Here is a 26,147-nt window from a genome sequence, read left to right on the forward strand (position 1 = left end):
CGCCCCGCGAGCTGACCGCCCGCGCGCCGAGCTGATCGCCCCGCGCGCCGGCGGGCGCGTCAGCGCTCGTGGTACACCGCGACGACGGCGGCGGCGCGCCGCTCCACCTCGGCCAGGATGGCCTTGAAGCGCGGGTCGCCGCGCAGGGGCTCGAGGGCGGGGCAGCGATCGAGCCAGCTCAGATCGAAGAGGCCGTCGGCCAGCGAGCGCTCGAGCGCGGCCAGCGCGAGCTCCGCGTTGCCGAGGAAGGCGGCGAACTCGGCCTGGATCTGCCACAGGAACGACGTGCGGCGCAGCGCCGTGACCGGCGGCGCGCCAGGGGCCGACGGCGGCGCGGGACCGACGTCGAGGAGCCGGCCGTCCAGGACCTCGGCGGCGATCTGCGCGAACGGCGCGGAGATGCCCGGGAACGCCTCGCTCACGCGCTTGTTCGCGAGCTCCTCGACGACCCTCGGATCCCGCTGCCAGAGCGCGCGCCGGATGTAGAGGACCGCGCGCCCCGAGCCGCTGCCCGTCGACGGGAGCACCCGGGTCACGTCCTCGGCCTCCGACCACCTGCCGAGGAGCGAGTACGCGCGCGCCAGCGCGTACGCCGCGAGCGCCACGTCCGGATCGCGCGAGAGCGCCGACCGCGCGCGCCGCACGCCGTCCTCGATGGCGTCGCACTCGAGGAGGATGGTGCCGATGAGGCCCTCCGCCTCGGCGTGCCCGGCGCGCGTCGCGAGCGCGGCCTTGAGCTCGCGCATCGCCCCGACGACGTCGAGGCGCTGGAACTTCACCGACGCCATCGCGAGCCGCGCGTCCGGGAGCCCGGGCGCGACGGACACGGCGCGCGCCGCCGCCTGCGTGGCGAGGTCGCCGCCCTTGTCGGTGAAGAACCAGAAGCGGGAGCGCGCGAGCGCGTAGGCCGACAGGATCATCGGGTCGTCGGGCTCGCGCGCGAGCGCCTGCTCGAAGAGCGCGATCGCGCGCTCCTGGTGCTCCGGCCAGAACCTCCGGTACTCGTGGCGGCCGCGCAGGAACAGGTCGAGCGCGACCTGATCGCTCGGCGCCGCGCGGCTCGGGGCGGCGCCGGCGAGGGTGAGCGCCTCGGCCACCGCCTCGGCCACCTCGTCGTTGATCCGCAGGACCTCGGCCTCGGGGCGGTCGAAGCGCTTCGCCCAGAGCTGGAACCCGTCGGTGACGCAGAGCAGCCGCGCGCTGATCCGCACCGTGCCGTCGCGCCGCCGCACCGAGCCGCCGACGACCACCTGCACGCCGAGCTCGCGCCCGATCTCGCGCGGATCGGCGTCGCCGCCCTGCCACCGCGCCATCGCGACGCGCGGCCTCACCCGCAGGCCCGGGGTCATCGAGAGCGTGTCGATGAGGTCGTCGGTCAGCTCCTCGGCCAGGTACGCGTCGGCGGGGGAGCCCTGGTTCGTGAACGGGAGGACCGCGACGCTCTTGCCGCCCTCGCCCGTCCCGGAGAGCACGCCGGAGATCGACGGCCGCTCGTGCGGCGGCGTGATCGCCGGGGGGACGACCGTGGCCGGGCGCGTGAGCGAGGCGAGCTCCTGCGCGACGAGCTCGACCGACGCGTACCGGTCGTTGCGGTCGCGCGCCATGCAGCGGAGCACGACGCGCGCGAGCGCGTCGGGCAGGTCGGCGCGCCGGTGCCGCGGGTCCGGCGGGTCGGAGAGGAGCCGCGCGGCGGCGACGGCGAGCGGCGCGTCGCCCTGCCACGCGCGCTCGCCCGTGAGCATCTCGTAGAGCATCGCGCCGAGCGCGTAGAGGTCGGCGCGCGCGTCGATGTCGGCGGCGCCCTGCACCTGCTCGGGCGCCATGTACGCCGGCGTCCCGAGGACGGCGCCGAGCGTCTTGCCCGCCTCGCCGCTCGACGCGAGCGCGCGCGCGATGCCGAAGTCGGTCAGGACGACGCGCCCGTCGCGCCCGAGCAGCACGTTGTCCGGCTTGAGGTCGCGGTGGATGACGCCGGCCCTGTGCGCGGCCCCGAGCCCGGCGCAGACGCTCTCGGCGATGTCGAGGGCGCGGCTCACGCCGAGCCGCCGCTCGCGCGCGATCAGCCCGGAGAGCGCCTCGCCGTCGACGAACTCCATCGTGAGGAACCGGTCGCCGTCGTGCTCGCCGATGTCGAAGACGCGCGCGACGTTCGGGTGCGTCACCTTGCGCGAGAGGCGCACCTCGCGCCGGAACCGCTCGATCACCTCGGGGGCGCCGCTGAGCTCGCGGCGCAGCACCTTGACCGCGACGACCTCCTCGAGCTCCAGGTCGCGCGCGCGGTACACGCTGCCCATGCCGCCGACGCCGACGAGCCCGAGGAGCTCGTACCGGTCGGCGAGGACCTGCCGCGGGCCGGTCTCCGCCGCGTCCCTCGGCTCGAGCACCTCCCGGGTGCCGCTCGCCGCGTGCGAGAGGTCTTGAAGCGTTTCGTCCTTGAAGCTCTGCGGCATAGGGGAATCCCGGGCGACCGTCGCCCCCCGCCCTCGTGAGGCTAGCGCAGGATCGGCCGGGCGAGCACCGCTCGTCGCGGGAGCACCGGCGCGGAGGTGCTAGTCTCCGCCGCCCATGGCAGAGGCGTCGAGCGCCATCGCGGTGGAGTCGCTCTCCAAGACGTACCAGGTCCACGAACGCGCCGCCGGCTTCGCCGCCACGGTGCGGTCGGTCTTCCGGCGCCGCTACCGGCTCGTCCACGCGGTCGAGGACCTCTCGTTCTCGATCGCGCCAGGCGAGCGCGTCGGCTTCCTGGGCCCGAACGGCGCCGGCAAGACGACGACGCTGAAGGTGCTCGCCGGCCTGCTCCACCCGTCGGGCGGACGCGTCCGGGTGGCCGGCTTCGTGCCGCAGCACCGCGAGGCCGATTTCCTGAAGCGGATCACCCTCGTGATGGGCCAGAAGCAGCAGCTGCTCTGGGACCTTCCGCCCGCCGAGACCTTCGCCCTGAACCGCGCCATCTACGGGATCGGCGACGCGGAGTTCCGGCAGACGATGGGTGAGCTGGAAGACCTGCTCGGGATCGCCGCGATCGCCTCCAAGCCGACGCGGCAGCTCTCGCTCGGCGAGCGCATGAAGTGCGAGCTCGCGGCCGCGCTGCTGCACCGGCCGGAGGTCCTGTTCCTCGACGAGCCGACGATCGGGCTCGACGTGGCGATGCAGCTCAGCGTCCGCGAGTTCGTGCGCCGCTACAACGAGCAGCGGCGGGCCACGATCGTGCTCACGTCCCATTACATGGACGACGTGGCGGCGCTCTGCCCGCGGGTCATCGTCATCGACAAGGGTAAGCTGCGCTACGACGGCGACCTCGCCACGCTCGTCCGCAGCGTGCGCCCGCACAAGCGGATCGCGCTGCGCCTCGGGGGCGCCGTCGACAGGGAGGTCCTCGAGCGGGTCGGCGCGATCGTCCTGCTCGAGCCGGGGCGCGCGGTGCTGCAGGTGCGCCAGGAGGCGCTGCGCGACGCGATGTCGTGGCTGCTCGGCCAGACGGACATCGCGGATCTCACGGTCGAGGACCCTCCCCTGGAGGAGGTGATGCGCGAGCTCTTCGCGGGCGACGGGGTGGCGGGCGAGGCGGGGGGCGCCGCGGGGGAGCCGGCGGGCGGGGGCGCGTCGTGAGCGCGCTGTCGAGGGCGGCCCGCGCGTTCCCGACGCTGCTCCGCGTCGGGGTCGCTGCAGCGCTCGCGTACCGGGCCGAGATGCTGATCTGGATGCTCACGACGACGATGCCGCTCGTGAGCCTCGCGCTCTGGTCGGCGGTGGCCGAGAGCGCCCCGGTGGGCCGCTTCGGGGCGAGCGACTTCACCGCGTATTTCCTGGCCATCCTCATCGTCCGGCAGATGACCGGCTCGTGGCTCGTCTGGGAGCTGAACATGGAGATCAAGACCGGCGCGCTCTCCCAGCGCCTGCTCAGGCCGATCCACCCGCTCGTCTCCTACGCCGCCGACAACCTCGCGGCGCTGCCGCTGCGGGCGATGCTCTGCTTGCCGATCGCGATCATCGCGCTCGCCGCGACCTCGGGCGAGCGGTTCCAGCCGACGGCCTTCGAGCTCGGGATCTGGGCAGCCTCGCTCGTCGGCGCCTGGGCGATCAACTTCTTCACGATGGCGCTGATCGGCTCGCTGGCGTTCGTGATCGAGAGCTCGACCGCCGTGTTCGACGTCTACCTCGCGGCCTTCATGATCCTCGCCGGCTATCTCGTCCCGATCGAGCTGTTCCCCCCGTGGCTCGGCGACATCGCGCGGGCCCTGCCGTTCCGGTACAGCCTGGCCTTCCCTGTCGAGCTCATCACGGGCCTCCTCGACCCGGGCCGCGCGCTCACCGAGCTCGGCATCCAGTGGGCCTTCGCGGCAGGCACCGCCGCCGCGGCGCTCGTCGCGTGGCGCGCGGGGGTCCGGCGGTTCGCGGCCTTCGGCGGGTGAGCGGCGTGCGGTACCTCCGGTTGCTCGCGACGCAGCTACGGGTGTCGATCGCGCTCGGGATGCAGTACCGGTGGGATTTCCTGCTCGGCGCGGTGATGACCGTGGTCTGGACGCTCGTCGGGCTCGTCCCGCTCCACATCGCGCTCGTGGGCCGGCCGCCCATCGCGGGCTGGACGTACGAGCGGGCGCTCGTCGTCGTCGGGTGGTTCACGCTGCTCAAGGGCATCCTCGAGGGGGCCGTGAACCCGTCGCTCATCAGCGTCGTCGACCAGATCCGCAAGGGCACGCTCGACTTCACGCTGCTCAAGCCGGCCGACGCGCAGTTCCTCGTCTCCACCGCCCGCTTCGAGATCCGCAAGGTCGTGGACGGCTTCGCCGCGGCGGCGATCTTCGTCTACGCCTTCGCGCAGATGGGCCGCGCCCCCGCGCCCGCCGACATGGCGCTCTCGCTCGGCCTGCTCGTGACGGCGACGCTCGTGCTGTACTCGATCTGCATCCTCGTGATCTCCGCCGCGTTCTGGGTCGTGCGGCTCGACAACCTGGCGTACCTCTTCAACTCCCTGTTCGATTTCGCGCGCTGGCCGGTCACCCTGTTCAAGGGCTTCTGGCGCGTCGCCTTCACCGTCGTCGTCCCGCTCGCGCTGATGACCACCTACCCGGCGGAGGCGATGCTCGGCACCATCGCCCCGCGCACGGCCGCCGCCGCGGCGCTCGGCGCGCTCGCGTTCGGCGCCGTGGCCCGCGCGGTGTGGAAACGGGCGATAGGGCGGTACACGTCGGCCTCGAGCTGAGCGCCGCGGGCTTCCGGCGGGCGGCGCCGCGCGATAGGCTCGCGGATCTTGACCTCCCGGCGCGAGGAGGGTGAGCGAGCATCGGGGAAGGAGACAAGGTGGAGAACGGAGGGCTCACGCTCGAGGAGCTAGGCCGGAGCATCGTCGATCTCGTGATGACGGAGGACCTGATCCGCCGCCGGGCGACGGCCCTCGTCCCGGTCGCGTGCCGCGAGGAGCGGGAGCTCAAGGTCCTCGGGAAGGTGTCGCGCCTCTCGCTGGAGGTTCAGCCCGGCGACGCGGCGGTGACGCGCGGCACGAGCGGCGCGTTCGACGTCGCGATCCAGCTCGCGCTGACGGTCAGGGTGGAGACGGCCGGCGAGGACGAGGTCGCGGTGCATGCGCTCGGCGCGACGGTCTCGCTGCGGATCACGCCGAGGCCGTGCGCGCCGCTCGGGATCTTCCTCGACGTCGCGGAGCCGGCCGCGGAGTCGATCCTGTTCGCGGAGCCGCAGGCAGGCGCGAGGGACTTCCTGCGCGGCCGCATCGAGGAGGAGGTCCGGAGAGAGCTGCTCCGCCTCGTGCGCGACCGGCTCGCCGACAGCCGCGCCGAGCGCACCGTCGACCTGGAAGGGCCGCTCGCGCGCGCGCTCGGGCTCGCCGGCGCCGAGCCGGGCGCGCGCGACGCGCCCCCGCCGAGCCGCGTGCGCCTGGCCGCCGACCAGGCGGCCCCGCAGGGCGCGCTGGCCGGCGAGCTGGACACGCAGCTCCGGGTCTTCGGGGACGCCATGCCGTTCCAGGTGTGGACCGCGCGCCCGGACGGCCGGCTGGACTTCGTGAACCGGTTCGTCCTCGACTACTTCGACCGTACGGAGGCGCAGATGCTCGGCGAGGGCTGGCTCGCGGTGCTGCACCCGGACGACGTCCAGAAGACGGTCGCGGCGTGGACCCTGAGCCTGGAGACGGGGCAGCCGTACCACACGGAGTTTCGCCTGTGGCGCGCGCGCGACCAGACCTACCGGGAGCACGTGGCCAGCGCGCTGCCGCAGCGCGACCGGGCGGGGAACATCGTGCGCTGGATCGGCGGCAGCGTCGACGTGGCCGACGTGCGGAAGGCCGAGGCCGCCCTGCGGCGGAGCGAGGCGCGCTACCGGCTCTTCGCGGAGGCGTCGAACGAGGGGGTCTGGTTCTGGAACATCCGCGAGGACACGGTCGAGTGGAGCGACCGCCTCCTCGAGCTGGTGGGCGTCCGCCGCGAGGCGTGGGGCGGGTCGTTCATGAGCTTCTTCGAGCGCGTGCACCTCGACGACCGGAGCGCCCTGCAGGCCGCGCTCAAGGCGCACCTGGAGCAGCGGCGGCCGTTCGAGGTCGAGTACCGGATACGGCGCGACGACGGGTCGTACCGCGACGTGTTCACCCGCGGCATGGCCGAGTGGGACGACAAGGGGGTGCCGTTCCAGATGGCGGGCGGCGCGATGGACATCACCGAGCGGAAGCGGCAGCAGGCGATGCTCGAGGAGCGGCTCGAGATCATCGAGCGGCAGCAGGAGGCGATCCGGGCGCTGTCGACGCCGATCATCGAGGTGTGGAAGGGGGTGCTGACGATGCCGGTGCTCGGCGTGCTCGACGAGCAGCGCTCCCAGCAGATGATGGAGGTGCTGCTCGAGGCCGTGGCGCGGACCCGCTGCCGTCACGCGATCATCGATCTGACCGGCGTGAGCGCCGTGGACGCGGCCACGGCCGATCACGTGCTGAGGCTCATCGACGCCGTCGCGATGCTCGGCGCGCAGGGCATCGTCGTCGGCATCCGGCCCGAGGTGGCGCAGACGGTCGTGTCGCTCGGGCTGGATCTGTCGAACATCAAGACGCTCTCGAACCTGCGCGAGGGGCTCCGCTTCGCCATGCAGTCGAGCGGGATGACCGTCCGGCGGCGGCGCAGGCGGCGGGCGCACCGCGAGGACGAGGACGACGCGCCGGCGCCGCCGTCGGAGCGGGAGGGGTGATCGCGCGCGCCGACGGGAGGTGAGCGCGCCCCGGGCTCAGCTCAGCCACGTCTCGGATCGGAGCCGCTCGACAAGGAAATCGACGAAGGCGCGCACCCTCGCCGCGGCGCGCCGGCCCTCGGGGTGGACGACGTGGATGGGGACCGGCGGCGGCTCGAACGCCGCGAGCACGATCCGCAGGCGCCCGGCGCGCAGCTCCGGGCCGGCCTGGTAGGAGAGCACCCGCGCGAGCCCCCGCCCGGCCACGGCCGCCGCGATGGCGACGTCGGCGGTGTTGACGAAGAGCTGCGACGACGGGAGGACCTTCTCGACCCGCGCGCCCGATGGGAACGACCACTCCGCAGGCGAGGCCGCCTGCGAGAAGGCGATCGTGTCGAGCCGCCCGAGGTCGGCCGGGGTCTCGGGCGCGCCGCGCGCGGCGAGGTAGTCCGGCGACGCGCAGACCACCTGCCGGACCGAGCCGACGCGGATGGCGCTGAGCGACGAGTCCGGCAGGTGGGCTATCCGGACGGCGACGTCGAGCCCCTCGTCGAGCATGTCGACGACGCGGTCGACGAGCAGCGTCCGCGCCGACACCTGCGGATGGCGCGCCAGGAAGTCGAAGACGGCCGGCGCGACGAACATCCGCCCGAACATCACGGGCGCCGTCACCCCGATCTGCCCCCGCAGCTCGGCGTGGGACCCGGCCGCCGACGCCTCGGCCTCCTCGATCTCGCCGAGGATCCGCTTGCAGTCCGCGAGGAACCGGGCGCCCGCCTCCGTCAGGCGGACGATGCGCGTCGTGCGGTGCAGGAGCCGCGTGCCGATCCGCTCCTCGAGCGCCGAGACGGCCCGCGTCACCGCCGGCGGCGACATGGACAGCCTCCGCGCCGCGGGCGCGAAGCCCTCTTCCTCGGCGACGGCGACGAACACGCGCATGGTGTCCAGGCGATCCATGCCATTATTTCAGTTTTTGCAACGGTCCCTTGTCAAGGACGGCCATTACCCCTGGCGACAGGAATGGGCATCTTCGGTTGGCGAGCGAGAGGGAGGCCCCACGCGGCCGGCGCCGCCTCGCTCTGACCACCCGTCGAAAGGACACGTCGATGACCACCCCTGCCAGCCCTGTACGCCTTTATCGACACCCGCTCTCGGGGCACTCGCACCGCGTTGAGCTGTTCCTCTCGCTGCTGCGGCTCCCGTTCGAGCGCATCGACGTCGACCTGAAGAACGGCGCCCAGAGGACGCCCGAGTTCCTCCGCAAGAACCCGTTCGGTCAGGTGCCCGTGATCGAGGACGGCGACGTGACGCTGGCCGACAGCAACGCGATCCTCGTCTATCTGGCCCTGCGGTACGACCCGTCGGGGCGCTGGCTCCCGCGCGATCCCGTGGCCGCGGCGCGCGTGGAGCAGTGGCTGTCGGTCGCGGCAGGGCGGCTCTTCTCGGGGCCCGGGACGGCGCGCCTCGCGAACGTGTTCGGCCTCAAGGTGGATCACGAGCAGGCGAAGGGGATCGCGGCCCAGCTCTTCGCCGTGCTCGACAGGCACCTGGCGACGCAGCTCTTCCTGGCCGGCGATGCGCCGACGATCGCGGACGTCGCGATCTACACGTACACGGCGCACGCGCCCGAGGGCGGCGTGTCGCTCGACCCGTACGGCAACGTGCGCGCGTGGCTCGCCCGCGTCGAGGATCTGCCCGGGTTCGTGCCCATGCAGCGGACGCCGGTCCCGGCCTGACGAGCGCGGGAGCCCGCCGGGTCGCCGCGATCCGGCCCGGCGGACACCGCTGTGGAGCAGAGCCCGATGTGGATCGCGAGACCACCTCCGCGGAGAGATCTCATGACGCAGGAGTCATCGTCCAGGTCCCCCGTGACGAAGTCCCCCGTGCCCCCCCTGCCCGGCTGGCCCGGCGGCGGCTCGCCCTACCACCCGGGCGAGATGGCCGTGCAGGCGCGCGCCGGCGCGCGGGAGCGGGCCGAGAAGGCCGGGCGCCGGGTCATCCGGGACTTCATGCCCGACCAGCACCGCGAGCTGTTCACGAGGCTGCCGTTCCTGCTCGTCGGGGGCCTCGACGCGCAGCGCCGGCCCTGGGCCTCGATCCTCGCGGGCCGGCCGGGGTTCGTCGCGTCCCCGGATCCGCGGACGCTCGCGGTGAGCGCGCGCCCCGGCGCCGGCGACCCGCTGGGCGCGCACCTCGTGGCCGGCGCGCCCGTCGGGCTCCTCGGCATCCAGCTCGAGACCCGCCGTCGAAACCGGGTGAACGGCACGATCGTCGAGGCCGGCGACGGCGGGTTCGTCGTGGAGGTCGGGCAGAGCTTCGGCAACTGCCCGCAGTACATCCAGGCGCGGGAGCCGGTGTTCGTGAGGGCGCCGGAGGCCGCCGCGCCGCGTCCGGCGCGGGCCGAGGGGCCGGCCCTGTCCGCCGGCGCGGCGGCGCTGGTCCGCGGCGCGGACACGTTCTTCATCGCGACCGCCGCGCCGGCGGCGCGCGGCGGCGACGCCATCGAGGGGGCCGACGTCTCCCACCGGGGCGGCAGGCCCGGCTTCGTCCGCGTCGCCGAGGAAGACGGCCGCACCGTCCTGACCTCGCCGGATTTCGCCGGCAACTCCTCGTTCAACACGCTCGGCAACCTGGCGCTGAACCCGCGCGCCGGCGTGCTCTTCGTCGACTTCGCCTCCGGCGGGCTGCTGTCGCTCACCGGAGAGGCCGAGGTCCTCTGGGACGGCCCGGAGCTCGCGGCCTTCGCCGGCGCCCAGCGGCTCGTCCGGTTCCACGTTGCCGAGGGCGTCTGGATCGAGGACGCGGTGCCGCTGCGCTGGTCGGCGCCGGTGGCCGCGCCGCAGCTCGCGTCGACCGGAACGTGGGACGACGTGGAGCGCGCGACGGCGGCCTGAGCCGCGGCCTCCTGGGGCGGTGGCGCGAGGCCGCGCCCCGGCGAGGCCGCGCCCCGGCGAGCCGCGCCGCGCGCCATGGCCCGGAGGCGCGGCCCGCCAGGGGAGTTTTGCCCCACCCGGGGAGATCCGGGCCGCCCTGGATCGGCCCGCGTGCCCGCGCGCTGGCCCTTGAGAATGCGCACGCGTCCTGCATCCTCCTCACAAGGTCCTCCATGCGGCTCGCCAGCAAGCTCACCGTCGCCCTCGTCCTCGTCATGTCCGCCGTGCTCAGCCTCTACGGCTACCTCTCGGTCCGACGCGAGCGGGCGCTGTTCGAGGCGGACATGCGGCGCGACGAGCACCTCATCGGCGGCGCCCTGCGCGCCGCGGTGGGCGAGATCTGGCGCCGGGAGGGGATGGACGAGGCGCTCCGTGTGCTCGGCAAGGCGAGCGAGCGCGAGGACGGCGTGAGCTTCCGCTGGGTGTGGCTCGACGCGCCGCCCGGGGACCGCTTCGCGCCCGCGCTGCCCGCCGCCGAGATCGCAGAGCTCTCCCGGGGCACCGAGGTGTTCCGCCTCCAGCGCGAGGGCGACCGGAACGGGCGCTTCTACACGTACGCGCCCGTCGCCGTGGACCCGGCGCGCGTCGGCGCGATCGAGATCTCCGAGTCGCTCGCGGAGGGGGAGACGTACGTCCAGGCGAGCATGGTCAACACGGTGACCACGATCGTGGCCCTCGCGGCGCTGAGCGGCCTTCTGGCGATGATCTTCGGGCAGCTCCTCGTCGGCCAGCCGACGCAGCGGCTCGTCGACAAGACCCGGCGCATCGGGGAGGGCGACCTCGGCAGCCCGCTGGTCCTGCCGCAGCGCGACGAGCTTGGGCAGCTCGCCCGCGAGATCAACGCGATGTGCGATCACCTCGCCGAGGCGCGCGAGCGCGCCGCCCAGGAGGCGTCCGCGCGCATCGCCGCGATGGAGCAGCTCCGGCACGCCGACCGGCTCGGCATCGTGGGCAAGCTCGCGTCGGGGCTCGCGCACGAGCTCGGCACGCCGCTCAACGTGGTCGGCGGCCGCGCCAAGATGATCACCCGCGGCCTGCCGCCGGAGGAGGCGGCGGACAGCGCGCGCATCATCGCCGAGCAGGCGGACCGGATGACGAAGATCATCCGGCAGCTCCTCGACTTCGCGCGCCGCCGGGTCGCGCAGAAGGCGCCGGCCGACCTCGCGCAGATCGCGCGGCAGACGCTGCAGCTGCTCGAGCCCCTCGCCCGCAAGCGCGGCGTGACGCTGCGCCTCGACGAGGTGGGCCCGGCGCCGGCGCGCGCCGAGGTGGACGCCGGGCAGATGCAGCAGGTGCTCACGAACCTCGTCATCAATGGCATGCAGTCGATGAAGCGGGGCGGCGAGCTCACCTTGCGCGTCGAGCGGGCGCGCGTGCGCCCCCCGGCCGATCACGGCGGCCCCGAGGGCGAGCACCTCGCCGTCCGGGTGATCGACCGCGGCGAAGGGATCGAGCCCGCGAACGTCCACCGCATCTTCGAGCCGTTCTTCACGACGAAGGACGTCGGCGAGGGCACCGGCCTCGGGCTGAGCGTCTCGTACGGCATCGTGCGCGAGCACGGCGGCTGGATCGACGTGGAGAGCCAGGTCGGCGAGGGCTCGACCTTCACGGTGTACCTCGCCCCGAGCGGCGAGGAGGCCGCGCGTCCGGCGGCCGGGGACGAGGGCGCGCCTGCGCCGCAGCGAGGCGGGGGGGTGGCCGGAGCGGCGGCCTGACGGAGGGCGGGCGCGAGGGAACGCGGGGAAGCGAGGGAACATGAGAAGGCGAGCGCTGATCATCGACGACGACGAGGCCATGTGCGCGTGGCTCGCGGCCGACCTCCGCACGCGCGGCGTGGAGGCGACGACGCGGACGTCGCCAGCGGAGGCGCTCGCGTTGCTCGAGGAGGACGAGGGCTTCGACGTCATCCTGACCGACCTGAACATGCGCGGCATGAACGGCATCGAGGTCTGCGGCCGGGCGGCCGAGATCCGGCCGGACGTGCCCGTGGTGGTGATCACCGCGTTCGGCAGCATCGAGACGGCGGTGGAGGCGATCCGGGCGGGCGCGTACGACTACGTGACGAAGCCGGTGGACATCGAGGCGCTGGCGCTGGCGCTGGAGCGGGCGATCGCGCACCACGCGCTCAAGGCCGAGGTGCGGCGGCTGCGCCGCGCGGTGGCCGGGCCCGGCGCGTTCCCGGACCTGGTCGGCCGGAGCGGCGCGATGCGGCGGGTGCAGGACATGATCGAGCGCATCGCCGACGCGGAGGCGACGGTGCTGATCACCGGCGAGAGCGGGACGGGCAAGGAGGTGGTGGCGCGGGCGCTGCACGAGCGGAGCCGGCGCAAGGGGGGGCCGTTCGTGGCGATCAACTGCGCGGCGGTGCCCGAGTCGCTGATCGAGAGCGAGCTGTTCGGCCACGTGCGGGGGGCGTTCACGGACGCGCGGGCGTCGCGGCCCGGGCTGTTCGTCGAGGCGAACGGCGGGACGCTGCTGCTCGACGAGATCGGGGAGCTGCCGCTCGCGGTGCAGCCGAAGCTGCTGCGCGCGCTGCAGGAGCGCCGGGTGCGGCCGGTGGGCGGCAGCGCCGAGGTGGCGTTCGACGCGCGCATCATGGCGGCGACGAACCGCGATCTCGACGCGGCGGTCGAGGAGCGGCGGTTCCGTGAGGACCTGTACTACCGCATCAACGTGCTGCACGTGGAGCTGCCGCCGGTGAGGGCGCGGGGGAGCGACGTGCTGCTCCTGGCGCAGCGGTTCCTGGAGGACTGCGCGGCGCGCTCGGGCAAGGAGGTGGTCGGGCTGTCGCCGGCGGCTGCCGAGCGGCTGCTCGCGTACTCGTGGCCGGGCAACGTGCGGGAGATCCAGAACTGCATCGAGCGGGCGGTGGCGCTGACGCGGTACGAGGAGATCACGGTGGACGACCTGCCGGCGAAGGTCCGGGAGCACCGTCCGTCGCACGTCATCGTGGCGGGGGACGATCCGTCGGAGCTCGTGCCGCTGGAGGAGGTGGAGCGCCGGTACATCCTGCGGGTGCTCGAGGCGGCGGGCGGGAACAAGACGCTGGCGGCGAGGATCCTCGGGCTGGACCGGAAGACGCTGCACCGCAAGCTGGAGCGGTGGGAGCCGGCGGCCGGCGGGGCGGCGAAGGGCGGCTGAGGGCGCGGAGGGCGGCGGGGGGCGGCGGGGGGCGCAACCTGGGTCGGGGACGCCGGCGGCCCCAACCTGGGTCGGCTGCCCCAACCTGGGTCGGCTGCCCCAACCTGGGTCGGCTGCCCCAACCTGGGTCGGCTGCCCCAACCTGGGTCGGCGGCCCCAACCTGGGTCGGCTGCCCCAACCTGGGTCGGCTGCCCCAACCTGGGTCGGCTGCCCCAACCTGGGTCGGCTCCCGCTGCCCCAACCTGGGTCGGCTGCCCCAACCTGGGTCGGTTGCCCCAACCCGGGTCGGTTGCCCCAACCCGGGTCGGTTGCCCCAACCTGGGTCGGTTGCCCCAACCCGGGTCGGTTGCCCCAACCCGGGTCGGTTGCCCCAACCCGGGTCGGTTGCCCCAACCCGGGTCGGCTGCCTCACGGCCGCCCCAACCTGGGTCGGCTTCCGGCCGCTCCCGGCCCCCAACCTCGGTCGGTTTCCGCCGTCATGGGCGGCACGTTGCCTGCAACGAGGCCCTCCAAAGGAGAGAGCCCGATGCCCGCCGAGCCGTTACGCGACTTTCCCTCGTTCCTCGATGCGTCCCCTGGACCCGTGCCGACCACCCAGCTCGACGAGTCGCCCGTTCGCGTGCTGCTCGCCGAGGACGACCGCGAGCTGCGGCAGCTGCTCGCCACGGCCCTCCGCCGCGACGGCTACGAGGTCCTGGAGGCGCGCGACGGCAACCAGCTCCTCGAGCTCATGGCCGAGTCGCTGGTGTCCAGCAGCGGCGCCCGGCCCGACATCGTGGTGAGCGACGTCCGCATGCCCGGCAAGAGCGGCCTCGAGCTCCTGGCCGGGCTGCGCCGGGACGACTGGTCCACGCCCGTCGTCCTCATCACCGCCTTCGGCGACCCGGAGACCCACGCCGAGGCCTACCGCCTGGGCGCGGACGCGGTGCTCGACAAGCCGCTCGACATCGACGACCTGCGCGTCGTCGTCCAGGCCCTCGTCTCCATGCGCGGCTGACGCGCCGCGCGGCTGCGCTCCCCCATGCCGCTGTGTCGCCCGATCCTTCAGCGAGCGCCGCGCCCCGCGGCCCTGAAGCGGGCATGGTGGGCGCGATACGCCCCGTTCCACCTCTCCACGAGCGACCGGTCCTCGGCGAGGCGTTGCCTGAAATGCGCATCAAGCTGCAATTTTTCACCCACGCTGATGCCATACCGCCGGAGGATCTCGTCCTGCCTCCCTGGTTCGACGACGAGCTCCAGGGTGAGCGATGCGTGCTGTTCGAGCGTGAGCTGCGGCAGCGCCGCCGAGGGGCCCCCTGGCGACGCGCTCGCCGGTGCGCCCCCGCTGCCGGCGGTCCCGCCGGAAGGCTCCTTCGCGAACGGGAGCGCCGGCCCACGCGGGATGGCGAGGCTCAGGGAGGTGCCGGTGAGCGCCTCGGGCGCGCGGTTCACCGTGGGCCTTGCGTTCCCTGGCGTGGCCATCGGCGAGGGCCGCCCCGGCTCCGCGGGCGCGAACGGCAGCGCCGGCCCCCGCGGAACGCCGTCCGGCAGCGGCGCGGTTCCCGCGAGCGCTGCCGGGGCCTCGACGACCGGCGGCCTCGCCTCTCCGCGGCCGGCGCTCGCCCCGACGAACGGGAGCGCCGGGCCTCGCGGCGCCCCCTCGGGCAGCGGCGCCGTCCCGGTGAGCGCTTCGGGCGCGCGCTGGACCGCCGGCCTCGCGGCATCGGGCGCAGCCAGCGATGACGGCCGCCCCGGCTCCGCGGGCGCGAACGGCAGCGCCGACCCGCGCGGAACGTCGAAGGCCAGCGCGGTGCTGGGCGGGACAGGCGCCGGTCGCGGCAAGGCTGGTTCCGCGAGGAGCACGCCGGGCGCACCTTGCGTGGTCGGCGCCTTGCTGGCGCCGGGGCAATAGGCCGACGGCAAGACGAGCGGCGACTCCCACGCTGCGTCCACCGGGGCCGTCTCCACGGGCTCCGCGCGGGTGTTCTCGGCCGATGACGGCGAGAGCTCGCCCGGCTCGACGCGGAGCTCGGGCACGGTGGTCGTCGCCTCTGCGGCGAGCTCCGCGGCCAGGTCCTGTAGCTCCGGCGAGCCAGCCATGCGGCGCGCCCAGAGCCGCGCCAGGCGGGCGACGTCGCTCACGCGGAGTCGCAGGCGGCTCAGGAGCTCGAACGGCGAAGGATGACTCGAGTACGCCTTCAGGAACGAGGTCCAGGCCGCGAGGTCGGTCTCGAGCGGCGCGATGCGCCGGCCGAGCCGGTCCTCGGCGGCGGCGAGCCTGCTCTCGTACGAGGCGAAGAGGCCTTTGCCTTCCTTCCGGGACTCGTCGACGAGGCGCACCTTCCACGCGGCCTCGGCGCCGGGCCAGGATGCCGGCGCGATGCCCTCGTGGGCGAGGACGTCAGGGAGCGCCAAGCCTTCCGCCAGCGCCGCGCTGACCGCGGCGAACTGGGTGAGCGAGACGTCGTGGAGCACGGGATCGAGCTCGGCGTCCGCGGGCCCACCGGCTGAGGCGGCGTTCATCACCGGGCCGATTTTACCGGAGCCGCGCGCATCGGGGGACGATCGCGCAGCACCTTCAACGCCGCTGCCAGGCGGGTTATCTTGAATCGGGAGAGGGGGTCGCGATCGCGATGGGCGCGCCGGGAGCGAAGCAGGGGGACCGGGTCGTGGCCATCGACACGCACGTGGTGATGGTCCCCTCGCCCGCGGGCCCGGTGCCCACGCCGACGCCGATGCCCTTCTCCGGGCAGCTATCGAGCGGGCTCTGCTCCACGGTGTTCATCGACGACAGGGCCGCGGCGGTCCAGGGCAGCAAGACGATGAACGCCCCTGCGCACGTGCCCGCGGCGGGTCCGTTCCAGCGGCCTCCTTCGAACGAGGCCGCGGTTCACCGGGGGAGCGCGCGGGTCTACTTCGACGGGAGGCAGGCCGCCCGGATGGGCGATCCGGCGATGACCTGCAACGACCCTCAGGACGCGCCGAACGGCACGGTCGTGGCTGACGGGACGGTCTTCGTCGGCGGCTGAGCGCGATGGGCGAGGAGCAGCTCGCCGATCGAGGATCGGTCCCGATCCGGTCGATCGCATCGCTGCCCCAAACGATCCGGCCCGGGGACCGCGGAAGGCTTCCGAAGGCTGCTGTCGAAGCGGATCGCCGCCCTGATGCGGCGCACGTTTCCCGCGGGAGGCGCCTTCTTTTTTGCTGATAGCATCGAGCCACGATCTCGGTCATGTGCGTCAACTGCAACCGCGTCGTACATGCGGAGGATCTGGACGAGCTCGCTGGCCGGAAATTCCGCTCATCGCGTCACCATGGCGTAGCCCGTACCCGCGTCATGAGCTTCCCCCGTTTGCCTCTCGCACACCACAATCGGAGATAGGATCCGCCCATGCCCACGATCGCATGCATTCGCTGTCCCAGCATCACGACGGCGAAGGAGCTGGACGAGGAATTCGGCTTCGCTGTGTGCCGGCGTTGTGGTGCCGTGTTCGAAGTCCCTGCCGCGCGTACCCGGGAGGTTCGCGAGGAGAACCCCTGGCTGCGACCGCCTCGTCAGCTCCCTGCGCCACCCTCGTACACCGTGAGCACGACCGATGCGAATCCGCGGGATTACCGGGCACAAGTGAAACGCGAGCTCGCGATGAGCTGGCCTGTAGACGACATAAATCTACGTCGCTGGCCCAGCGTGCTATTTGCATCGATAATGTGGCCACTCACCGGCTACACCGCCCACGCCGCTTTCCAGCACAGAGGTCCTGAATGGGAGCTCATCCTCGGAGCGACGGCGCTCTGCGCAACCCTGTCCCTCTTCATCGCGTACATCATGCTGCTCGCATTCATGACCCGGATCCGTCTGACCATCAAGAGCGGCGCACTGCAGATTCGTCACAGCCCTCGAATCCCATGGAACAACGACATCGCCCTCCAGACCGACGACATCGCTCAACTATTCTGCTTGAGAGACGTGACGGGCCGCCACAGAGAGCTTGTTTGCTTCTCCCTCAACGCCCGCCTGCGCTCTGGCAAGGTGGTTCCACTGGTGCCCCGGATGCATGGCGTAAAAGCGGCGATGTTCCTGCAGCAGCGCCTGAGAGAGGCCCTGGAGTTGCCATCGGAAGCGAGCGTGTCGTCGACGAGCCTCGTCGACGACATCGAGCGCGTCGAAGCGGAGCGTGCACGGAGGGGAGTACCCCGAGGCGATAGTCTGATTGACGACCAAGACTAGAGCAACAAACGGGTTGAACCCGCCTGAAACGAGCAGAACTTCGAACCGCCAAGACGCCAAAGACGCCAAGACATTGTCTTCTTCTTGGCGTCCTTGGCGTCTTAGCGGTTCATTTCTCGCTCGCTCAACGTGATCGTTATTCTAGACGCCCCCGTCGGAGCGCGCGCCCGTCGTCCTCCCGATGGATGAGGGCGCCGCCCCAGGGATCATGCAATCACCTGAATGCAGGCAGGCCGGGGCCTGGCCCGAACGGGGTGGTCGCGAGCGCCGACGAGTTAACTACCTGCTGAATATGCTCCTTGGACAGCCCCGCCTTTTCAAGTGCGAGGACAATCCAATAGTCATTTTTCGCGTTCGGCAACAACCCCTCCTTCGTGAGCCTCCCGAGCTCTTCCATCTCAACAAGAATCATACCGTTACGAGATTCCATGTACTTACCGAGAACATCCGCGCGTATCGAGCTGAGTATTCCGTGACAGATCCTGTTGGTATTCGACATCTTGCCGTCACCCGACTCAACAACTTGCACAAAGCTCACCGCCCCCGACGCGAGGAGGCATGCGAGCGAGACGGCGCTGAGAACGGGCATCGTGACACCGTATAACGCGAGCGCAGCGAAGAGGGCCATACCCCCCGATCCAACGGCACCAAACATCGCGCTCGTCGCGCCGTACCAATCTTGTTCACGAAGCGCCTTGGCGTAGGCGAATCCCCCTGAAATTGCTCCCGCCACACCGCTTACACCTCCCAGCACATTACCCACTTGCAACAGCGCTTCGGAAACCGGCTCAAGACGCCCGATTGCGGTCAGGAACGTCTCGTAGGTGCCCAGCACTACAGACGCGCCCCCGACGCCCTGCGAAGTGGTGTCGGCCAGCACGAGGAGAGCGTGCCTGTCACCGGCTGCTTGAGCTTCGCGGATCGCGAGTGCAGTACCGAGCAGGTTGAACAGTACCATCGACGACTTCCATGCGACGGTACTCTGCGCCGCTCCGGACATTTCCGCGCCGTACTTGCTCCTGAGGCCGGCGAGCGTCTCCGGGTTTTCGTCGATGAGGGCGACGCTCAGCTTCTGCTTGAACTCACCGTCTGGGACATGGCCCACCACGTACCCGGTGAGCTCGCTCATCTTGCGGTTGAGCGCCGTGACCCCGCGCTCGAGATCGAGGAGATCCCGGTGCGGGCCGCGCCACGAGGCCAGCTGCGTCAAATCCACCCGCACCTTGCTCAGCGCGCTGAACGACTCCTGCACGATCTTCGGGAATTGCCGGAGAGCGTACACCTGAAGGATCGCGATCGACAGGCTGGGTGGGCCTGCCAGATTCCCCACGACCGTCAGCGTGATGCTCGTCCCCTTGCCGACCAGGCTCAGCAGGACCTCGGTCGGCGAGTCGCCCCCGATGCTGTCCGGCGTCTCGGCGTGGCGCGCCGGCATGTTGTCGAGGAGCTGCTTCAGGACGTCATCGTGTTCCTGCGCCGCGCACTCGCCGAGCGCGAGGTGACCTTCCGCGACCGTCACCGTCAACAGGTCGACGAGCTGCACGATGGCCGGGTGCCCCTGTAGCCAGCCACCGTGAACCGACGCCGCCCAGGTCTTGAGCATCCGCGCATGCGCGCTCGACCCGAGCAGGAGCTCACGCAGCCTGCGCTCCTCTGCCCGGATGTCCGCCACGGCGTCGACGGTGAAGCGCCGACGTGAATTGAGGATCTCCGCGAGCGCCTGCTCCGCGGCGCCAGCGCGGATGGGCATCGCGATGAGGACCTGGTGGACCTTCGGGAGAATGGTGTCGATGATCCGCACGATCTCGGCACCCTGCGAGGGCATCCCGCCCTGGGGCGCGTTGGCCGACGCCTCCGCGATCGCCCGCAGCGCCTGGAGCTTGTAGATGATCTGGCATCGAGCCAGCATGGCGTCGTTGGCCACATCCAGGAGCCTCCGGATATTGGCCGTGGCGTCAGCGACCTCCAGGATGTACTGCTCCACGGCGAGGGCGGGCTCGTCGATCAGCCTCTTCTGCGCCCCCGGCGCGGCGACCGCCTTCGGCAGCGGCGTGAGCTTCCGCAGCACGTACTCGATCGCGACGCCGTCCTTCCGCACGGCGAGGCTCCCCGGCCTGCTCGCGTACGTCTTCCAGTCGAACCCCTCCTTGACCGTCGTGTAGCGGTACCTGGAGTTCTCCCAGTAATCGAAGAGCATCTTCGCCGGGTTCTCGGGCCCTGGATCCGCGAGCTTCTTCTCCCCGTAGAGCGTCTCCGGGTACGCGCTCGGATCCCTCTCGCGCAGGTACTTGCAGAGCTCCGCGAGCGTGCCGACCGAGCCGGGGATCTCGGCCGGCTTGTGCCACTCGTAGAACGCCTTGCCGCTGTGGAACCGCCGCGCGCGCCACGGCTCCCCCCAGCCGCTGCGCTCGAGATCCACCTCGACCTCGGTCCCCGCCGTGAAGGTCGCGCACCGGGGGATTCCGGCCGCCGGGATACCGTAGGGCGTCACATACGCCCCCTGCACGTCCGGCGCGCCGCCCCGCGCGATCCGCTCGTCCTCGGCGGTCCAGATGTATCGAACTGACGGTAGCTTCGCCATGGATCCGTGTCCTGTCCCGGGCTCAGATACGGTGTCGCTCTTCCAGCGCGCGGCGCGTCTCGTCGTCCGCCGCGCCGGTCACCGGCAGCTCCTGCTCCCGCTGAAACGCCATCAGCGCCAGCGTGACGTCCTCCGCCGCCACGTCCCCTGTCGCCGGCAGATACCCGAGGTTGCGCAGGCGCTGCGCCAACCCGCTCGGCTCGTCGATCGGATCGAGATCGCCGACGAGCACCGGGATCACAAGGCCCGCGTCCGGCAACCGCAGCTCCACCTCGCGCACCAGCACGGGCACCTCGAAGGACGCCTCCCCCTCCGCCGTCGTCGTGCCGCGGATCGGCTCGGCCCCCTCGCCGATGCCGTGCACCTCGAACCGCTGCCCCGCCAGCGACCGCACCGCGGACTCGAGCTGGATCTTCACCGGGACCGTCGGCACCCTGGCCTTGTACCGGTTCATCGTGCCAGCGGAAATATCCAGCGCAGGCGCAGGCTCCGCCGGGACGTGGAGCACGTCTCCCGGGTGGAGCAGGTCCATGTTCTTCCGGCGACTTGCGAGCTCCTGGTTCTTGTCGTGCCGCCAGAGCGTCTCGGCGTCCATCCCGAACCGGAAAGCGAGCTTCCGGAGATGCTCTCCCTGCTGGATCACGTACGGCACCCACGGCTTCGCCACGTCAAAGCCCCTTTGTCCTGTCCACGCCACGACTCCTGTCCACTCCACAACACAGGGCGCGCCCCCCGTGGCCCCCCCGCGCCCCGCCCCACTCAGCCGTGGGCCAGCTCGGTCAGCTCGGGAAAGCGTATCTTCGCCTTCACGCCCGCCGGCAGATCGATCACGGCCTTGCCACCCTTGTCGGTGACGCCCGTCCGCTGCGACCCGTCCTCGAGGAGGATCAGGAAGCGCTGGTGTCCGAGCGGGCGCCCCTCGTCGTCCACGAGCGCGATCTCCGTCGGCGGCTCCCTCTCGGGCGGCGGCTGCTCGGTCGCCTGCTCCGGCGAGTTCAGCAGGATCTTCTCGCCGTCGACCTTCACCTCGGTCCCCATGGCGAGGCTCGCCTTCTCGGTCTTCACGAGCAGCCTGTCGCCGAGGTGCGCATAGGCCCCGTCGGACGAGATCTTGATCCCCTCCTTGCTCGCCTCGACGCTCCCCTTCTCGCCGGCCACGCGCACCACAGGCCCGTGCAGCTCGATGCCGTCCTCGCCGATCCGGATCGACGTGTTCCCGCAGCGGAGCGTGATCCCGCCGCCCGCCGTGAGCACCAGCGCGTCGTCGGCCGAGAGGGTCCCCACCCCCTCGACCCGCAGCGTCATCGCGCGCTTCGCGTCGTGCTTGCCCACGATCACCGTGTGGTGGCCCGTGACCCGCGTCGTGAGATCCCCGAGATACCGCCGCTCCGCCGCGCCGCGCACCTCGAGATCGTCGCGCCCGTCGACGCGGATCGCGCGGGCGACGCCGACCCGCTGGTCGAGGCCCTTCTCGACGACATCGCGCCGCGCGCCGAGGTGCCGGACGTCGGCGTCGCCCCGGACGATGTCCTCGCGGTCGCCGAGCACCTCGCTCACGGCGTTCTTGACCACCGTGTCCTGCCGGCTCCCCGCGACGCGCAGGCGCTCGTCCGCGTGAACGACCATCGTGTGATCCCGGCGGACGACCTCGTCGAGATCCGACTGCGCGTGGATGTGGATTCGCTCCTTGCCCGCCGCGTCCTCGAACGAGATCTCGTTGTGCCCGCGGCCGCCGGGGACCGATTGCGTCCGTATCCCGCTCTGCGTCTTGTTCGCGGGCAGCAGGAACGGCGGCTGCTGCGTGGCGTTGTAGAGCGCGCCGATCACGACGGGCTTGTCCGGATCGCCGCCCTCGAACGTCACGGCGACCTCCATGCCCACCCGCGGGAAGAACTGGTGACCGAACCCGGCGCCCGCTCACGGCTGCACCGCGCGGATCCAGCAGGACGCCGTGTCGTCCTTCGTCCGCCGGCGGTCCCAGTGGAACAGCACCTTGACGCGGCCGAGGCTGTCGACGTGCACCTCCTCCCCGGCGGGGCCGACCACCGTCGCCGTGATCAGCGCCTGCACCGTGCGCCGGCGCGGGCGAGCCGGAACGTAAGTGACCCGGGCGGGCACGCACGTGAACGCGTTCTCGAGTGCCCGTCGTGCTCGTACGTCTCGAGGGCGCGGCGGGAGACGAGCCGCCGCAGCGCCTCCGCGGCGTGGTCGACGGCGCCGGGCACGGGCTCCTCGCCCTCGTCGCGGCTGACGAGCGTCGCGTTCGGGCGATCCGGATCGTACTCGCGGTACTCGGCGACGTCGGAGCGGACCCGCCGCACCGACTCGAACGCCGTGACCTTATCGGCGCGCTCGGTCACCGTCCCGAGCGTCGACAGGTAATGGAGCGGCCGCGCGCCGAGGCCGACAGTGACGGGCGTCGCTCACGCCGCGTCGACAGGCAGCCGGCGCGGCTCCCCCGCGCGCTGCGCCTTCAGCCGCGCCCGACGCATCTTGTGCCACGCGAGGATCCCCGCGTCCGCGCGCACGAAGCGGCACCCGTCGAGGTCCGCGTGGCGCGGCTCCGACGACGCGAGCATCCGCTCGTCGCCCGGCTGGATCAGCAGGAACTCCAGCGACAGCCCGAGCCACGCCAGCGCGCGGCCGACCACCGGCACCGGCACGTAGTACCGCCCAACGATCGCCGTCCGCCCCGCGTCGATCGGCGCGCACGCGGCCACGCCCACCATGCGCCCCCCGAACCACAGGCGCAGCACCCCGGGAAAGCGCACCTCCAGCGCAAATTTCCACCCCCGGCGCCCGTCCCACGGCTTCCCGTCGTCGTGGCGGAGCACCCCTTCGCTGTGGATGGTGTCGCCCTCCACGCGGACCTCGTACGGGTCGAGCAGCGCGCCGACGCCGACGGCCCACGGGCGGTGCGCGAAGGGCAGGTGGTGGATGTCGAGCATGCCCTCCATCGCGCGCGCGAACGGCACGTCCCACTCCATCGTCGCCGTGTGGGCGTGCCGCTGGTCGGGCGGCAGGTCGTCGAACCACGGCAGAGGCGGCAGCTCGGCGGGCAGCTCGCCCCAGTAGAGCCACACGAGGCCGCGGTGCTCGCGCACCTCGAAGCGCGTCAGCGCGAGCGCGTCGCCCGCGCCGCCCGCGACCGCCGCGCGGCCCTCGCCCGCCGCCCTCGCCGCGCGCCCCTCGCACGGGATCGCCACGCAGCGCCCGTCGCCGGCGAACCGGAAGCCGTGGTACGGACACTCGATCGCGCCGCCGACGACGCGCCCGAGGCCGAGATCCGCGCCCCGGTGCGGGCACCGCGCCCGCGCCGCGACGAGCGCGCCGCGCTCGTCGCGGAACAGCACGATGCGCGTCCCGAAGCGCTCGACGGTGACCGGCCGCTTGCCCACGGCGGACGCGTCCGCGATGATGTACCAGGCGCCCTCGACGAACGCGCCGCGCCCTTTCTCGATGCTGTCCCTTCGCATGGTGCTCCTCCTGCTCCTCCGATCGCCTGCAATCCTGGGGATTGCCCGGCGGGAGGGCAGTGACAGCGCGCGCCACAAGGGCTGACATGCGGCGCCAGCCGTCCCGGGCGCCGGAGCGCGCGCCGACGATCTGGGCCCGCCTCGCCGGGCAGCTCGCGGATCACGCCGCGCAGCGCGGGGCCGATCGCGCGGCGCTGCTCGACGCCGCGGGCCTGCTGGCCGCCCCCCTCGACGACCCCGACGCCCGCGTGCCGCTCGAGGCGTTCTATGCGCTCGTCGAGAGGGTCGTGGCCGCTGTCGCCGACCCGCACCTCGGCCTCGACTTCGCGGCGCGCTTCCAGCCGGAGCAGCTCGACGCGCTCGGCTTCCTGGCGATGAGCAGCCCGAACCTCGGCGAGGCGCTCCGCCGGATGCTCCGCTACCAGCAGCTCTGGAGCGAGGGGGAGCGCTACACGCTGGAGATCCGCGGGGGCCGCGCGCACGTCGGCTTCACGCCGTTCGGGCCCGATCGGCCGGCCCACGGCCAGGTGGCGGAGATGTTCGCGTTCGACGTGCTCGTGAACGGCGGGCGCATGAGCGGCGCCCCGATCCAGCCGGCCGCGGTGCGCTTCCGCCACGCGCCGGCCGGCGATCCGGACGAGAAGGCGCGGCGGCTCGGCGCGCCGGTCCGGTTCGAGGCGCCCGAGACCGAGCTGGTGCTGCCGGCGGAGGCGCTCGGCCGTCCGCTGCCGCACGCGAACGAGGCGCTCGCGGCGTTCCTCGAGCGCCAGGTGGGCGCCCTCGCGGCGCGCCTGCCGGGCGCGGCGCCGTCCGGGCAGGCGCTCGCGGACCGCGTGCGGGCGCTCCTCGCCGAGCGGCTGCGCGAGGGGGCCGACCTCGGCGCGCTCGCGGCGCGCCTGCGGATGAGCCCCCGCACGCTGCAGCGCCGCCTCGGCGACGAGGGGACGTCGCTGCAGGCGCTCCTCGACGAGGTCCGGCGCGGCCGCGCGGCGGCGCTCCTCGGGGCGGGCATGGCGATCGGGGAGGTCGCGTACCTGCTCGGCTACTCGGAGCCGAGCGCGTTCCACAGGGCGTTCCGTCGCTGGACCGGCGAGACGCCGGAGGCGTTCCGCGCCCGCGAGAGGGGCGCCGCGCCGCGCTGAGCGTGCGGCCCGGCCGCGGCCTGCGCCGCCGCCGAGCTCGCGCTCACTGGCCGCCGATCTCGAGCTTGGCCATCACGTTGGCGCTGGCCGTGAGGCTCGACTCGATATTCTCGACCGCCTGCGTGATCGCGTTGGTGGCCGGGATGATGCACGCCCCCGCCTTCACGCTGCCGGTGACCGCGCCCTCGAGGTTGCCCGCGGCCTCGACCACCGCCTCGGCGTTGGACAGGAGGAGCTGGCCGCGCGCCTGGGCGACGACGAGGAGCCGCGGCAGGTTCGCCTGGAGCGTCGCGATCACCGCGTCGACGTCGGTCGTGCCCGCGATGCTGAGCGCGGGCTCCTTGCAGCTCGCCCTCGCGCTCGCGCTCGCCTCGCAGGAGCCGCTGCACTCCGCGCTGCCCTGACACTCGGCCGACGGCGGCTTGAGCTGGGCCCTGCACTTCGGCGCCTTGAACTCGACGTCGCACGAGCCCGAGCAGTCGGCGTTGCACTCCACGTTCGCGTCGGCCGCGATCTCGCACGAGCCGCGGCACTGGCCCGTGCAGGTGCCGTTGCACTGCCCGCGGCAGTCGCCGCCCTCGGTCGTCGCGGAGCAGTCGCCGTCGCAAGCGCCCTCGCAGGTGCCCTGGCAGGTGCCCTCGCAGTTGACGGCGAGGTTGGCCGAGCCCTCGCACGAGCCGGTGCACTGCCCCTCACAGCGCCCCGAGAGCTGGCCGGGATCGCAGCGCGCGATGATCTCCCCGGGGGTGAGCTGGCAATCGACGTTGGCGCTGCACCGCGCCTCGCAGTTCGCCTGCACGCTCGCGTCGACCGTGCAGCTCGGCGGCTGGAAGGAGAACGTCAGCTCGCCCGCCGCGTCCCCGATCGCGTCGATCGCGAGCTCGCACCACGCCGTCGCCCGCTCGCTCGGCCTGGTGGCCGTGATCGTCGCCGCGTCCGCGCCGAGATCCAGCGCGATCGCCTGACAGGCGCTGCTCACGTCGGCCACCATCGCTCCCGCGGCGCCGGTGAAGTCCGATACGGACTGCATGAACGCACCATAATTGAGCTCGGCCTCGCCCTCGAGCCCCCATTCGACCGTGGCGAGATCGGCGCCCGGCGTGAAGTCGCGACAACAGAGGTCGCTCTGCAGCTCCGAGGCCTTGTCACATCCCATCACAGGAATGACGGAGAGCCCCGCCAGCGCCAGAGAGAATGTCGCGATTCGCCACGTCACACGGATGTTCATCAGGAAACTCCTTGGTTGTCTGTCGGGAGCGCCGCTGGCGGCCGGATCGCCACGGAGAGCGGCAAAGGGTCATGAGGGCGACCGCTCCCTCGCGAACTCGGCGGCCGCCGCCGAAGCAGGGCCAATAACTCATAAATCGCCCCGGCTGACAAGGGCCACGCTGCAGAATTGTCACCGCTCTCGAAACCACCTTAGGGCGGGGCCCGTCAGCAAGCCAGCAATGCACGACGAGATCTGTTGTCGGCTGTCTGGCCGCCGTGCGCCACGCCCGGAT

The 26,147-nt window shown here is 72.4% G+C and carries 21 protein-coding genes and 2 pseudogenes; 12 read left to right on the forward strand and 11 right to left on the reverse strand.

Features of this window, described 5'->3' with window-relative positions; translation table 11 throughout:
* Nucleotides 1-59: 59 nt before the first annotated feature.
* Nucleotides 60-2,450, reverse strand: coding sequence for a protein kinase domain-containing protein (locus tag WMF24_RS35825; protein ID WP_437731948.1), 2,391 nt, complete (start codon nucleotides 2,448-2,450; stop codon nucleotides 60-62).
* 256 nt (nucleotides 2,451-2,706) lie between these two features.
* Here WMF24_RS35825 and WMF24_RS35830 point away from each other — a divergent pair.
* The 4 genes and pseudogenes from WMF24_RS35830 to WMF24_RS35845 all read left to right on the forward strand — a co-directional run.
* A pseudogene (locus WMF24_RS35830) lies at nucleotides 2,707-3,609 on the forward strand (ABC transporter ATP-binding protein); the annotation flags it as partial.
* Complete coding sequence (locus WMF24_RS35835) at nucleotides 3,606-4,412, forward strand: ABC transporter permease (protein WP_437731949.1); 807 nt, start codon at nucleotides 3,606-3,608, stop codon at nucleotides 4,410-4,412. The pseudogene WMF24_RS35830 and the gene WMF24_RS35835, both read left to right, overlap by 4 nt.
* Nucleotides 4,413-4,417: 5 nt before the next feature.
* Entirely contained in the window at nucleotides 4,418-5,203 is a 786-nt protein-coding gene (locus WMF24_RS35840) for an ABC transporter permease (protein WP_437738890.1), read from the forward strand.
* 98 nt (nucleotides 5,204-5,301) lie between these two features.
* The gene (locus tag WMF24_RS35845) at nucleotides 5,302-7,185 is read left to right on the forward strand and encodes a PAS domain-containing protein (RefSeq protein ID WP_437731950.1); all 1,884 of its coding nucleotides are present in this window, start codon (nucleotides 5,302-5,304) and stop codon (nucleotides 7,183-7,185) included.
* Between the two features lie 36 nt (nucleotides 7,186-7,221).
* Here the strand turns inward: WMF24_RS35845 and WMF24_RS35850 are convergent, their stop codons facing one another.
* Entirely contained in the window at nucleotides 7,222-8,121 is a 900-nt protein-coding gene (locus WMF24_RS35850; protein ID WP_437731951.1) for a LysR family transcriptional regulator, read from the reverse strand.
* A gap of 149 nt (nucleotides 8,122-8,270) precedes the next feature.
* On the opposite strand from WMF24_RS35850, the gene WMF24_RS35855 reads away from it, so the two are divergent.
* The 5 genes from WMF24_RS35855 (at nucleotide 8,271) to WMF24_RS35875 (ending at nucleotide 14,236) form a co-directional block, all read left to right on the forward strand.
* Entirely contained in the window at nucleotides 8,271-8,900 is a 630-nt protein-coding gene (locus WMF24_RS35855) for a glutathione S-transferase family protein (protein ID WP_437731952.1), read from the forward strand.
* A 201-nt stretch (nucleotides 8,901-9,101) separates the two neighbouring features.
* On the forward strand, nucleotides 9,102-10,058 hold the full coding sequence (locus WMF24_RS35860) for a pyridoxamine 5'-phosphate oxidase family protein (RefSeq protein ID WP_437738891.1): 957 nt from the start codon (nucleotides 9,102-9,104) through the stop codon (nucleotides 10,056-10,058).
* A 212-nt stretch (nucleotides 10,059-10,270) separates the two neighbouring features.
* Nucleotides 10,271-11,812, forward strand: coding sequence for a sensor histidine kinase (locus WMF24_RS35865; RefSeq protein ID WP_437731953.1), 1,542 nt, complete (start codon nucleotides 10,271-10,273; stop codon nucleotides 11,810-11,812).
* Between the two features lie 40 nt (nucleotides 11,813-11,852).
* Nucleotides 11,853-13,238, forward strand: a complete 1,386-nt coding sequence (locus WMF24_RS35870) for a sigma-54-dependent transcriptional regulator (RefSeq protein ID WP_437731954.1) — start codon at nucleotides 11,853-11,855, stop codon at nucleotides 13,236-13,238.
* A 527-nt stretch (nucleotides 13,239-13,765) separates the two neighbouring features.
* A complete protein-coding gene (locus WMF24_RS35875) occupies nucleotides 13,766-14,236 on the forward strand; it encodes a response regulator (RefSeq protein WP_437731955.1) in 471 nt (156 codons plus the stop codon).
* A gap of 47 nt (nucleotides 14,237-14,283) precedes the next feature.
* Here the strand turns inward: WMF24_RS35875 and WMF24_RS35880 are convergent, their stop codons facing one another.
* Complete coding sequence (locus WMF24_RS35880; RefSeq protein ID WP_437731956.1) at nucleotides 14,284-15,741, reverse strand: hypothetical protein; 1,458 nt, start codon at nucleotides 15,739-15,741, stop codon at nucleotides 14,284-14,286.
* A 110-nt stretch (nucleotides 15,742-15,851) separates the two neighbouring features.
* Here WMF24_RS35880 and WMF24_RS35885 point away from each other — a divergent pair, with 110 nt between their 5' ends.
* Both WMF24_RS35885 and WMF24_RS35890 read left to right on the forward strand, forming a co-directional pair.
* Complete coding sequence (locus WMF24_RS35885) at nucleotides 15,852-16,247, forward strand: PAAR domain-containing protein (protein WP_437731957.1); 396 nt, start codon at nucleotides 15,852-15,854, stop codon at nucleotides 16,245-16,247.
* Between the two features lie 362 nt (nucleotides 16,248-16,609).
* Nucleotides 16,610-17,446, forward strand: a complete 837-nt coding sequence (locus tag WMF24_RS35890) for a hypothetical protein (RefSeq protein ID WP_437731958.1) — start codon at nucleotides 16,610-16,612, stop codon at nucleotides 17,444-17,446.
* Between the two features lie 214 nt (nucleotides 17,447-17,660).
* On the opposite strand, the gene WMF24_RS35895 is transcribed toward WMF24_RS35890, so the two are convergent.
* From WMF24_RS35895 to WMF24_RS35925, 7 genes and pseudogenes are all read right to left on the reverse strand, one after another.
* The gene (locus WMF24_RS35895; protein WP_437731959.1) at nucleotides 17,661-20,027 is read right to left on the reverse strand and encodes a hypothetical protein; all 2,367 of its coding nucleotides are present in this window, start codon (nucleotides 20,025-20,027) and stop codon (nucleotides 17,661-17,663) included.
* 22 nt (nucleotides 20,028-20,049) lie between these two features.
* Nucleotides 20,050-20,694, reverse strand: coding sequence for a peptidoglycan-binding protein (locus WMF24_RS35900; protein ID WP_437731960.1), 645 nt, complete (start codon nucleotides 20,692-20,694; stop codon nucleotides 20,050-20,052).
* 92 nt (nucleotides 20,695-20,786) lie between these two features.
* Complete coding sequence (locus tag WMF24_RS35905; RefSeq protein WP_437738892.1) at nucleotides 20,787-21,854, reverse strand: bacteriophage T4 gp5 trimerisation domain-containing protein; 1,068 nt, start codon at nucleotides 21,852-21,854, stop codon at nucleotides 20,787-20,789.
* Nucleotides 21,849-21,932 (reverse strand): annotated as a pseudogene (locus tag WMF24_RS35910) (phage baseplate assembly protein V); the annotation flags it as partial. The gene WMF24_RS35905 and the pseudogene WMF24_RS35910, both read right to left, overlap by 6 nt.
* A 12-nt stretch (nucleotides 21,933-21,944) precedes the next feature.
* Nucleotides 21,945-22,097: a hypothetical protein gene (locus WMF24_RS35915; RefSeq protein WP_437731961.1), complete on the reverse strand. Its 153-nt coding sequence runs from the start codon at nucleotides 22,095-22,097 to the stop codon at nucleotides 21,945-21,947.
* The gene (locus WMF24_RS35920) at nucleotides 22,085-22,387 is read right to left on the reverse strand and encodes a hypothetical protein (protein WP_437731962.1); all 303 of its coding nucleotides are present in this window, start codon (nucleotides 22,385-22,387) and stop codon (nucleotides 22,085-22,087) included. Before WMF24_RS35920 ends, WMF24_RS35915 begins: the two co-directional genes overlap by 13 nt.
* A gap of 63 nt (nucleotides 22,388-22,450) precedes the next feature.
* Nucleotides 22,451-23,503: a Rieske 2Fe-2S domain-containing protein gene (locus tag WMF24_RS35925; protein ID WP_437731963.1), complete on the reverse strand. Its 1,053-nt coding sequence runs from the start codon at nucleotides 23,501-23,503 to the stop codon at nucleotides 22,451-22,453.
* Nucleotides 23,504-23,589: 86 nt separating this feature from the next.
* Here WMF24_RS35925 and WMF24_RS35930 point away from each other — a divergent pair, with 86 nt between their 5' ends.
* Entirely contained in the window at nucleotides 23,590-24,645 is a 1,056-nt protein-coding gene (locus WMF24_RS35930) for an AraC family transcriptional regulator (protein WP_437731964.1), read from the forward strand.
* A 43-nt stretch (nucleotides 24,646-24,688) separates the two neighbouring features.
* Here WMF24_RS35930 and WMF24_RS35935 read toward each other — a convergent pair whose 3' ends face one another.
* Entirely contained in the window at nucleotides 24,689-25,873 is a 1,185-nt protein-coding gene (locus WMF24_RS35935) for a hypothetical protein (protein ID WP_437731965.1), read from the reverse strand.
* Nucleotides 25,874-26,147: the final 274 nt, after the last annotated feature.

It is taken from the genome of Sorangium sp. So ce1335, from assembly GCF_051521615.1.
Classification (GTDB): Bacteria; Myxococcota_A; Polyangia; order Polyangiales; family Polyangiaceae; genus Sorangium.